Source organism: Phenylobacterium sp., from assembly GCF_004799395.1.
Taxonomy (GTDB): Bacteria; Pseudomonadota; Alphaproteobacteria; order Caulobacterales; family Caulobacteraceae; genus Phenylobacterium.
The window spans coordinates 1-10,126 of sequence record NZ_SSMZ01000297.1; the positions used below are offsets into that span (position 1 = coordinate 1).

Here is a 10,126-nt window from a genome sequence, read left to right on the forward strand (position 1 = left end):
ACGTCCTCGACGGTGGCGAAGCCTTCGGTGACCAGCAGCTGGGCGATCACTTCGTCCACGTCCAGGGCTTCCTGGAAGAGGGCGGTGCGCTCAGCGAACTCGCGCTGGCGGCGCTCGCTCTCCTGGCTCTCGGTCATGATGTCGATCTGCCAGCCGGTCAGTTGGCTGGCGAGGCGGACGTTCTGGCCGCGGCGGCCAATGGCCAGCGAAAGTTGTTCGTCTGGGACGACGACTTCAACTCGCTCGTCCTCCTCGTCCATGACGACCTTGGAGACCTCGGCCGGCGCGAGCGCATTGACGATGAAGGTCGCCTCGTCCGGGCTCCACTGGATGATGTCGATCTTCTCGCCCTGCAGCTCGGCCACCACCGCCTGCACGCGCGAACCGCGCATGCCGACGCAGGCGCCGACCGGATCGATGGAGCTGTCATTGGAGACCACCGCCATCTTGGCCCGGCTGCCGGGGTCGCGGGCCACGGCGCGGATCTCGATGACCCCGTCGTAGACCTCCGGCACTTCCTGGGCGAACAGCTTGGCCATGAAGCCGCCGTGCGCGCGGGAAAGCAGGATCTGCGGGCCCTTGGTCTCGCGGCGGACGTCGTAGATGTAGCAGCGGATCCGGTCGCCGATGTTGAAGTTCTCGCGCGGGATGGACTGGTCGCGCCGGGCGATGCCTTCGCCGCGGCCCAGGTCGACGACGATATTGCCGTATTCGACCCGCTTGACCGTGCCGTTGACGATCTCGCCAACGCGGTCCTTGTACTCCTCGAACTGGCGCTCGCGCTCGGCCTCGCGGACCTTTCCGGTCACCACCTGGCGGGCCATCTGGGTCTGCACCCGGCCGAATTCGAAGGGCGGCAGGACCTCTTCGTAGGTCTTGCCGATGGCGGCATCCTTGTCGGTCCGCTTGGCGTCGGAGAGGCGGATGATGCCCACCGGCTCGTCGGCCGGGACCTCTTCGCCCTCTTCGTTGACCACCGTGCCGAAGGAAGCATCGTCGGCGACCACGGTCTGGACGCGCTTGACCACGACCTCGCCGGTCTTCTGGTCGATGTTGACGCGGATGTCGTGCTCGGCGCCGTAGCGGGCGCGGGCGCCCTTCTGGATCGCCTCTTCGATCGCCTCGATGACGATCTCGCGGTCGATGGACTTTTCGCGCGCGACCGCGTCGGCGATCTGCAGCAGCTCAAGCCGGTTGGCGGAAATGCCGGTCAGGCTCATGGGATGTCCCTCTTACTCGGAAGTCGGTTGTTGGGTTTCGGATTGCAGGCGGGCCGCGCGAACCTCGGCGCCCCGCTTCATCAGTTGATCGGTGAGGACCAGCTTGGCCTCGACGATCCAGGAAAATGGGATGAGGGCGGTGTCTTCCTCGCCCTCGATGTCGAAGGCCACCTGGCCGTCGTCGACGCCGGCCAGCACCCCTTTGAAGCGCTTGCGGCCCTCGGCCAGGCGGTCGAGTTCGATGCGGGCCAGATAGCCCTCATAAGTCTCGAAGTCCTCCAGCCGGGTCAGCGGCCGGTCGACGCCGGGCGAGGAGACCTCCAGCGTATATTCCCCGGCGATCGGGTCAGCGGCGTCCATGATTTCGGAAATCGCCCTAGAAAGCCGCGCGCAGTCCTCGACGTTCATGTCGCCGTCGGACGGCCGCTCGGCCATGATCTGCAGCCTGCGCGCATGCTCGCCGCCCATCAGGCGCAGGCGCACGATGGCGTAGCCAGCCGCCTCGGCCACGGGGTCGAGCAGCTCCAGCAGGTTCTGATCCTCGGCGGTTTTCCCACGCATGGGCGTTGGCCCGGTCTCCGGCAAAGAAAAGAGCGGCCGGGCCGGAGCCCGCCGCTCGTAGGCGCCATACAGCGCAAACGGACGATGTTGGGGGGAATATAGTGGCCCGCGATCAATTTGTCAGCCGCTGATTCGGATTCGCCGCGACGCTTGATCTGCCTCGCGTTTCCAAGGGCGCGACGAGCGGAGCGTTGATAGCGATAGTCACCATTGCACCCGCGTGGTCAGCTATTTGCCCGGCCGCGATCTTTTCAGAGAAGCAAAGTCCTGTGATCCTCGGGGTCTTCTGGATGATTTTGCTGGCTTATCCGGTAGTCCAAGTCTTCGGAATCTGACGGCAATCGACCATCTATTTTACAAACGATTGAATCGGTCGGGGCGACGGACAGTCGGAGTTCATCTCCTGGTCTGAGGCGTCCGCCGACATGAAGGGCGGCATGATCGTCTTCCGTTCAGAAGGCACTAGGATTGCGCTCAATCCCTGGTTCGTGCGGGATCGACAAGGTCTCCGATCGTTCCTCGCGCGCAAGCTACCTGAGGCCATTCTCAAGTATTGGTAGGCAGGCCGCCACGAGATGTAGGCTGCAGTCCGCCAGTTCCTCACAGTCCGCGCCGGCGCGTGAATTTTGTGCGGCGCGTCCCCACGACGCCTTTCCCCTTAACCTCAGATGGTCCACAGAGCGCGCCACCTCCCTTTTGTGTGTCTAAAGGCCCCTCCCCATGGACCTCTCCAAGATCCCCGTCGGCGTGAACGCGCCCTACGACGTCAACGCCATCATCGAGATTCCGCAGGGCGGGGTGCCGGTGAAGTATGAGATCGACAAGGCGTCGGGCGCCCTGTTCGTTGACCGTTTCCTGCACACCGCGATGTTCTATCCCGGCAACTACGGCTTCATCCCGCACACGCTCGCCGACGACGGCGACCCGATGGACATCATGGTGGTCTGCCAGACGCCGGTAGCGCCCGGCGCGATCATCCGCGCGCGGCCGATCGGCACCCTGATGATGACAGACGAGGCCGGCGGCGACGAAAAGGTGCTGGCGGTGCCGGTGGACGCCCTGCACCCGTTCTATACGGGCGTGGATTCCTGGCGCTCGCTGCCGGGCATCCTCACCGAGCAAATCGCCCACTTCTTCCAGCACTACAAAGACCTGGAGAAGGGCAAGTCGGTGACGATCAGCGGCTGGGCCGATCCCGAGCAGACCGCCGACCTGATCCGCGCGTCGATCCAGCGCTACAGAGACAACAGCTAGGCTCTCTTGATATCCAGGAACACCGGGGCGCAGTCGCCCAGGCGCTTTTCCTCGTAGCGGGTGGTGATGTGGTCGGCCGGCGGCATGCGCCAGTCGTCCGCGCGCCCAGCGGTCCAGGCGAAGACCGGGTTTGCCGTGAACCGCAACAGACTCCAATCCACATAGTCGGCCCAGTCGCTGGCGAAGCGGAGCTTACCGCCCGGTTTCAGCAGGCGGCCGAACTCGGCCACGGTCTCGGCCTGAACGATGCGGCGCTTGTTGTGGCGGGTCTTCGGCCATGGGTCGGGGAAGAGCACGAAGACCCGCTCCAGGCAGGCGTCCGGAAGGTGCGCCATCAGCTCGCGGGCGTCGCCGTCGAGCACTCGGACGTTGGTCAGCCCAGCCTCGTCGATGTGGCGCAGCGCGCTGGCCACGCCGTTCTGGAACGGCTCGGCGCCAAGGATCAGGACATCTGGCGCTCGGGCGGCCTGGGCTGCCATGTGCTCGCCGCCGCCAAAGCCGATCTCCAGCCAGACCTCCTTCGCGCCCGGCATGAGCGCGCGCGGATCGAACGGCTCCGCAGGCGGGCGCAGCGTCGGCAGCAGCGTCTCCATCAGTGCGGCCTGCCGCGGCTTGATGGTGCGCGTCTTCAGCCGGCCATAGGAGCGCAGCGGCGGGTGGGCGTCGGTCATATACTATCGTTCCGCTCATCCCGGCGAAGGCCGGGACCCAGATGGCGAGCGCTGACGTGGGCTCTAGACATGCAGAGCCTTATCCAATCCGCCTCGGAGCTACGGGTCTGGGTCCCGGCCTTCGCCGGGATCAGCGAGGTTTTGATTTCTACGCCAGCTTGCGCAGCTCGTCCGCCAGGTCAGGGCGTTCCCAGGAGAAGCCGCCTTCGTTGTCGGGCTGGCGGCCGAAGTGGCCGTAGGCGGCGGTGCGCGCGTAGATCGGGCGGTTGAGCTGCAGGTGCTCGCGGATGGCGCGCGGCGTGGCGCCGCCGATCAGCTGCGGCAAGGCCAGTTCCAGCTTCGCCGGGTCGATCTCGCCGGTGTTGTGCAGGTCAACATAGAAGCTCAGCGGCTGGGCCACGCCGATCGCATAGCTGATCTGGATGGTGCACTTCTTGGCCAGGCCCGCGGCGACCACGTTCTTCGCCAGGTAGCGGCAGGCATAGGCCGCAGAGCGGTCCACCTTGGTCGGATCCTTGCCGGAGAAGGCTCCGCCGCCGTGCGGGGCCGCGCCGCCGTAGGTGTCGACGATGATCTTGCGGCCGGTCAGGCCGGCGTCGCCGTCCGGCCCGCCGATCTCGAAGCGGCCGGTCGGGTTGACGTGCCACTTGGTCTTCTTGGTGATCAGCCCCGCCGGGAAAACGGCTTCGACGTAGGGCCGGATGGCGCCTTCGATGCGCTTGGGCGTCGCCGAATGCAGGCCGACGCGCTTCTTGTGCTGGGTCGAGACGACGATCTGCAGCACCTCGACCGGCTGGCCGTCCTCATAACGCAGGGTGACCTGGCTCTTGGCGTCGGGCTCCAGGACTGCGCATTCGCCGGAGTGACGGACTTCGGCCAGGCGGCGCAGGATGTCGTGGCTGTACTGCAGGGTCGCCGGCATCAGCGACGGGGTCTCGTCGCAGGCGTAGCCGAACATGATCCCCTGGTCGCCGGCGCCCTCGTCCTTATTGTCCTTGGCGTCGACGCCCTGGGCGATATGCGCCGACTGCGGGTGCAGGTAGCAGGCGTACTTGGCCTTGGCCCAGTGGAAGCCCTTCTGCTCGTAGCCGATGTCCTTGATCGCCTGGCGAACCTTGGATTCAAGGCTCTTCACGATCTCCTTGGTCAGGGCCTTGTTCTCGGACTTCGAGCCGCCCGGACGGCCGGCGCGGACTTCGCCGGCCAGCACGATGCGGTTGGTGGTGACCAGGGTCTCGCAGGCGACGCGCGCCTCCGGCTCCACGCTCAGGAAGGCGTCGACGACGGTGTCGGAGATGCGGTCGGCCACCTTGTCGGGATGGCCCTCAGACACGCTTTCGGAGGTGAAGATGTAGTTGGAACGGCTCAAGGCGCTCTGGCTCCGGTGACGGGCCGCCTGCGAGAGGAGGCCTCGAATAGGGTCGGCAAGCCTATAAAGATATCTTTATGTCCCGCCAAGCGCGCGTTTCGTCGGCGTGGTTAAACCCGCCGTGCGGTGCGCGTCAGGAGTCGACCGGATCGGGCTCTCCGGCCATGGCGCGCACCAGGTCCAGCACCTTGCGGCGCACGCGGCTCTTGGTGATCTTCGGGAACAGGGAGGCGAGTTCGATGCCTTCGGCCGTCAGCAGGAAGTCCTGCATGGTCTCTCGCGGGATGTTGGAGCCGGGCGTCTCCATCGGGTCGCCAAGGCCCTCGTAGAAGTAGCTGATCGAGGTCGAAAGCGCGCGGCTCATCTCCCAGAGCTTGGACGCGCTCACCCGATTGGCGGCGCGCTCATACTTCTGCACCTGCTGGAAGGTCAGGCCGATGGACTCGGCCAGGCGCTCCTGGCTGATTCCCAGTTCTTTGCGACGCATTCTTATTCGCAGGCCCACGTGGCGGTCCACGGGGTTCGGCCCTTGCGCGGCCTCGTCGGGCTTGTCCATGGAGCTCCCAATTGAAACGTCGCCGGACAAGCGTAGCGCCGGACGTGATCGAAACTCAGGGACCGCCAATTATGCGCGGTCGTCGAGCAAAATAGGCCAAGGCGGCTAAGCCAGACAATAGCAGCATACCCGCGAAGGGGAGCTCACCTAGCCGGGAAAAGTCCGTGATTTCAACGGCAGGCGGCATGGGTGCGTCAATAACCCCCAGGCGCCCGAGTCCCAGGCGCGCGCCCGGCTGGATGCGTCCATAGGCGTCGATCACCGCTGAAACACCGGTCGGAGTCGCCCGAACGATGGGCAAGCCCTCCTCGATGGCGCGGTAGCTGGCGATGTTCAGGTGCTGCAGCGGACCGGAGCCCTGGCCAAACCAGGCGTCGTTGGAAATGTTGAGGATCCAGGCAGGACGCCGGGCGGCGCGCAGGGCTCCCGAGCGGGTCACGCCGGGGAACAGGGCCTCATAGCAGATCAGCACCTGCACCGCCGGCACGCCCCAGGGCGCGATTGGCTGTGAACGCGGGCCGGCGGTGAAGTCGTCCGGCATATGGACGAGGCTGCGGAAGCCGATCTTCTGGGCGAAATCGCCGGCGGGCATGTACTCGCCGAAAGGCACCAGGTGGTGCTTGTCGTAGACGCCGGTGACCCGCAGCGCGTCGGCCTCGCGGCGGAACGCCACCAGGCTGTTGAAGTAGCGGGCGGCGCCGTCCTGGCCCGTCTCGGCGCGATTGGCGCCCATCAGCAGCGTCTGGCCGGGCGATAGGAGGTCGCGCAGCTGCGGCGCATAGGGCGACCCCGGCGCCACCAACTCGTCGATCACCGCCGGCAGCGCGCCCTCCGGCCAGATGACGATCGACGGCTGGACCGCCGCCCTGCGAGTGGTGAGGTCGACGTAGGTGTCGAAGACCAGCTTCAGGTTCTCCGGCTTCCACTTGTCCTTCTGATCGATGTTGGCCTGGACGATGCGGATGACCGGCGCGCCGACCGGCGGCTTGGCGACACCCGAAAGCCGCTCAGCGCCATAGCCGAAGAGACCCGCAAGCAGAGCCACCGCAGCGATCAAGGTGACACCCTGGGACAGCCTTCCGACACGCTGGGCGAGGACCGCGGGCGAGGCGGCGATCAATACGGTGATCCAGGTCAGGCCATAGGCGCCCACCACGGCGGCGGCCTGGGACGGCGCCGAACCGGCCCGCCAAGTCTCGCCGACCAGATCCCAGGGGAAACCCGTGAACACGTTGCCGCGCAGCCATTCGAAGCCCGACAAGGCGCCTGCGAACACCACGATCGCGGCGAACCCGCGAGGCTTCAGGGCCCGATAGAGAACGGCGGCCACGGCCCAGAACGCCGCCAGGCCGCCGGCCATCAGCACCAGGGCGAAGGGGGCCATCCAGCCCTGCTCCTTGGCGTCGACCATGAAGGGCTCGGTGATCCACCAGACGGAAACCGCAAAGTATCCGACGCCAACGAGCCAGCCGCGTAAAAAGGCCGAGCGCAGCGGGCGTGGACCTTCCGCATCGACGAGCGCCAGCATCAGGGCGTAGCCCAGCAGCCCCGGTAGGAATCCGAACGGCGGGTGCGCCAGCCCCGCGGCGACGCCGGCCAGCAGGGCGAGCACTCTCGCCACCCACGGGTTTCGCCAACTCATGGAACGCGATCTCAGGCAGGCGGGTGCGCGGCGGGCGCCGTGAGCCGCCGCACACGCACGCGCTTCACGCGGCGCGGGTCGGCGGACATGACTTCCAGCGCGTAGCCGCCGGGATGGTCGACGACCTCGCGCCGCTGCGGCACGCGGCCGGCGAGCGCATTGACCAGGCCGGCGACAGTGTCGATTTCCTCGTCAAGGTCGGGCGGCGCGAGGTCGACGCCCTCGCCCAAAGCGGCCTCGAGGTCTTCCAGCGGCGTGCGCCCATCGACCACCCAGGCACCGGCCTCCTGCACGATGGGTGCATGTCCATCTTCGATCACATCGTCGTGCTCGTCGGAAATCTCGCCCACCAGGGTCTCCAGCAGGTCTTCCAGCGTCACCAGCCCATCGGTGCCGCCGAACTCGTCGATCACCAGGGCCATGTGGGTCTGCTCGGCGCGCATCTGGCCCAGCAGCTCCGACGCCCGCATCGAGGCCGGCACATAGAGCACCGGCCGCACCAGGTTGTGGCGGCCAGCCAGCACATGGTCGCCCGGCCTGGGCTTGCGGGTCTTGCGGGCCAGGAGCTTGAAGACGTCCTTGACATGGACCACGCCCACCGGATCGTCGAGGGTCTCACGGTAGACCGGCATGCGGCTATGCTCGGCCTCGACGAAGCGGGCCACCAGTTCGTTGAAGGCGCAGCTCCGGTCGATGGCCACGATGTCGGCGCGCGGCTGCATCACGTCCTCGACCCGCAGGTCCTGGAAGGCGCGCGCCTGGCTGACCAGCTCGCCGGTGGCGGCGATGACCCCCGGCTCCGGCGGCGCGGGCTCGGTCTGCGAAGGGCGTGTGCGGAACCGGTCGAACAGGGAGAGCACACCGCGGTTTCGACCGTGGGCGAGCGGGTGCGTCTCCGAGGGCGTCTGGGGCGGCGTCGCGTCAGGCGCTGGGACGGGGTCGGTCATGGTCTCCCTCGCCGGCCGCGTAGGGATCGGGAATCCCCAACCCGGCCAGGACCGCGCGCTCCAGCCCTTCCATCTCGAAGGCCTCGGCGTCGCTCATATGGTCGTATCCTAGAAGGTGCAGCACCCCATGCGCCACCAGATGCTGCAGATGATGCGCCAGCGGCTTGCCCTGCTCGGCCGCTTCGCGCGCACAGACGCCATAGGCCAGGGCAATGTCGCCCAGGAAACGCTCAGGATTGGTCGGCGCCGGGAAGGACAGCACATTGGTCGGCTTGTCCTGCTGGCGGAAGCGGCGGTTCAGGTCGCGGATCGTCGCGTCGTCGGTGAGCAGCAGGGTGACCCCTTCGCTCACCGCGCCCTCCGACGCCAGCGTCGCCTCGGCGGCGGCCAGCACCAGGGCCTCGGCGTCAGCCAGGGCCACGGTCCAGGCCGCGTCCTCGATCTCGATGTCAGGGGTCAAATCGCCCGCCCGGCCTTCGCGGCGTCGGCGTCGTAGGCGCGCACGATGCGCTCGACCAGCGGATGACGCACCACGTCCTCGGCGGAGAAGCGGGTGATCCCCACGCCTTTGACGCCGTCCAGCAGGCCGACCGCGTGCGCCAGACCGCTGTCGCGGATATTGACCAGGTCGATCTGGGTCGGATCGCCGGTGACCACCATGCGGGCGCCCTCGCCCAGGCGGGTCAGCACCATCTTCATCTGCAGGCGCGTGGCATTTTGCGCCTCATCGACGATGACGAAGGCGTGGGCCAGGGTGCGGCCGCGCAGGAAGGCGATCGGCGCGACCTCGATCTCGCCTTTCTCGCGACGGCGGCGCAGCTGCTCGGCGCCCAGGATATCGGTCAGGGCCTCCCAGACCGGCGCCATGTAGGGGTCGACCTTCTCGGTCAGGTCGCCGGGAAGGAATCCGAGGCGCTCGCCCGCTTCCACCGCTGGGCGGCTGACGATCAGCCGATCCACCTCGCCGCGCAGCAGCAGGCCCGCGCCGTGCGCCACGGCCAGGAAGGTCTTGCCGGTGCCGGCGGGGCCAAGGCCGAACACCAGCTCGTTCCTGGCCAGCGCCTGCAGATATTCAGCCTGGGTCTTGGTCTTGGGCGCGACCTGGCCGCGGCGGCCGACCGGCAGGGCGCCCCCATTTGCGCTTAGGGGACCCGCAGCCCCGGAGCGCGCATTGCCGATGGCCACACGCACGTCGGCCTCGGAGATGTCGAGGCCCTGGTCGGCGCGTTCGGCGATGGCGTGGACGGCTTTCTTCGCCGCGGTCCGGCCCTTGGAATCACCAGTCAGCGAGACCCCGCCGCCGGGGGTCTCCACCAGCACGTCGAAGGCGTCCTCGATCAGGGCGGCGTGGCGGGAATGTGCGCCGGCCACCGCCCGCGCGGCCGCGTCGCTGAGGTTGATGAATTCGGGCGCGCGGCTCAAACCGGTTCCAACTCTTCGATGACGAGCGCGCCGCCCAGGCTCATCCGGGCCGCGGACTCGATCCGAACCGGAACGATCTGGCCGATCAGACGATCCGGCGCGGTGGCGTGGACCGCCTGCAAATATGGACTTCGACCGATAAGCTGGCCGGTGTGTCGGCCTGGGCGCTCGAACAGCACCGGCAACACCTTGCCGACCTGCGAGGCGTTGAAGGCGCGGGCCTGTTCGTCCAGCAGGGCGTTCAGCCGCGCCAGCCGCTCGTCCTTCACCGCCTCGTCCACCTGGCCCGGCATGGCGGCGGCCGGCGTGCCGGGGCGCCGCGAATACTTGAAGCTGAAGGCGGTCGCGTAGTTCACCTCGCGGACCAGGCTCAACGTCGCCTCGAAGTCGCTGTCGCGCTCGCCGGGAAAGCCCACAATGAAGTCGCCGCTGATCACCATGTCGGGTCGAGCGAGGCGGATCTTCTCGATCAGGCGGGCGTAGC

General features: G+C 67.4%; 11 protein-coding genes. 1 reads left to right on the plus strand and 10 read right to left on the minus strand.

Annotated elements, in window-relative coordinates:
* A partial coding sequence (nusA, locus tag E8A12_RS19160; RefSeq protein ID WP_293371785.1) for a transcription termination factor NusA occupies positions 1–1,220 on the minus strand: 1,220 nt, incomplete at its 3' end.
* A 12-nt stretch (positions 1,221–1,232) separates the two neighbouring features.
* Positions 1,233–1,781 carry a ribosome maturation factor RimP gene (rimP, locus tag E8A12_RS19165; protein WP_293371787.1) on the minus strand — a complete coding sequence of 183 codons (549 nt, stop codon included), beginning with the start codon at positions 1,779–1,781 and terminating at the stop codon, positions 1,233–1,235.
* A gap of 720 nt (positions 1,782–2,501) precedes the next feature.
* Here rimP and ppa point away from each other — a divergent pair.
* Positions 2,502–3,035 (plus strand): inorganic diphosphatase, encoded by a 534-nt coding sequence (ppa, locus tag E8A12_RS19170; protein ID WP_293371789.1) that lies wholly within the window; start codon positions 2,502–2,504, stop codon positions 3,033–3,035.
* On the opposite strand, the gene trmB is transcribed toward ppa, so the two are convergent.
* The 8 genes from trmB to E8A12_RS19210 form a co-directional block, all read right to left on the minus strand.
* Positions 3,032–3,706, minus strand: coding sequence for a tRNA (guanosine(46)-N7)-methyltransferase TrmB (gene trmB, locus E8A12_RS19175; protein ID WP_293371791.1), 675 nt, complete (start codon positions 3,704–3,706; stop codon positions 3,032–3,034). The genes ppa and trmB overlap by 4 nt on opposite strands.
* Before the next feature lie 148 nt (positions 3,707–3,854).
* Positions 3,855–5,075, minus strand: coding sequence for a methionine adenosyltransferase (gene metK, locus E8A12_RS19180; RefSeq protein ID WP_293371793.1), 1,221 nt, complete (start codon positions 5,073–5,075; stop codon positions 3,855–3,857).
* 133 nt (positions 5,076–5,208) lie between these two features.
* Positions 5,209–5,631 (minus strand): helix-turn-helix transcriptional regulator, encoded by a 423-nt coding sequence (locus E8A12_RS19185; protein ID WP_293371795.1) that lies wholly within the window; start codon positions 5,629–5,631, stop codon positions 5,209–5,211.
* Positions 5,632–5,686: 55 nt separating this feature from the next.
* Entirely contained in the window at positions 5,687–7,273 is a 1,587-nt protein-coding gene (gene lnt / locus E8A12_RS19190) for an apolipoprotein N-acyltransferase (protein ID WP_293371797.1), read from the minus strand.
* An 11-nt stretch (positions 7,274–7,284) separates the two neighbouring features.
* On the minus strand, positions 7,285–8,220 hold the full coding sequence (locus E8A12_RS19195; RefSeq protein ID WP_293371799.1) for a hemolysin family protein: 936 nt from the start codon (positions 8,218–8,220) through the stop codon (positions 7,285–7,287).
* Positions 8,195–8,680 carry an rRNA maturation RNase YbeY gene (gene ybeY, locus E8A12_RS19200; RefSeq protein ID WP_293371801.1) on the minus strand — a complete coding sequence of 162 codons (486 nt, stop codon included), beginning with the start codon at positions 8,678–8,680 and terminating at the stop codon, positions 8,195–8,197. Before ybeY ends, E8A12_RS19195 begins: the two co-directional genes overlap by 26 nt.
* Positions 8,677–9,642, minus strand: coding sequence for a PhoH family protein (locus tag E8A12_RS19205; protein ID WP_293371803.1), 966 nt, complete (start codon positions 9,640–9,642; stop codon positions 8,677–8,679). Before E8A12_RS19205 ends, ybeY begins: the two co-directional genes overlap by 4 nt.
* Positions 9,639–10,126 (minus strand): TRAM domain-containing protein (locus tag E8A12_RS19210; RefSeq protein ID WP_293371804.1); only part of this gene is annotated, 488 nt, incomplete at its 5' end. The genes E8A12_RS19210 and E8A12_RS19205, both read right to left, overlap by 4 nt.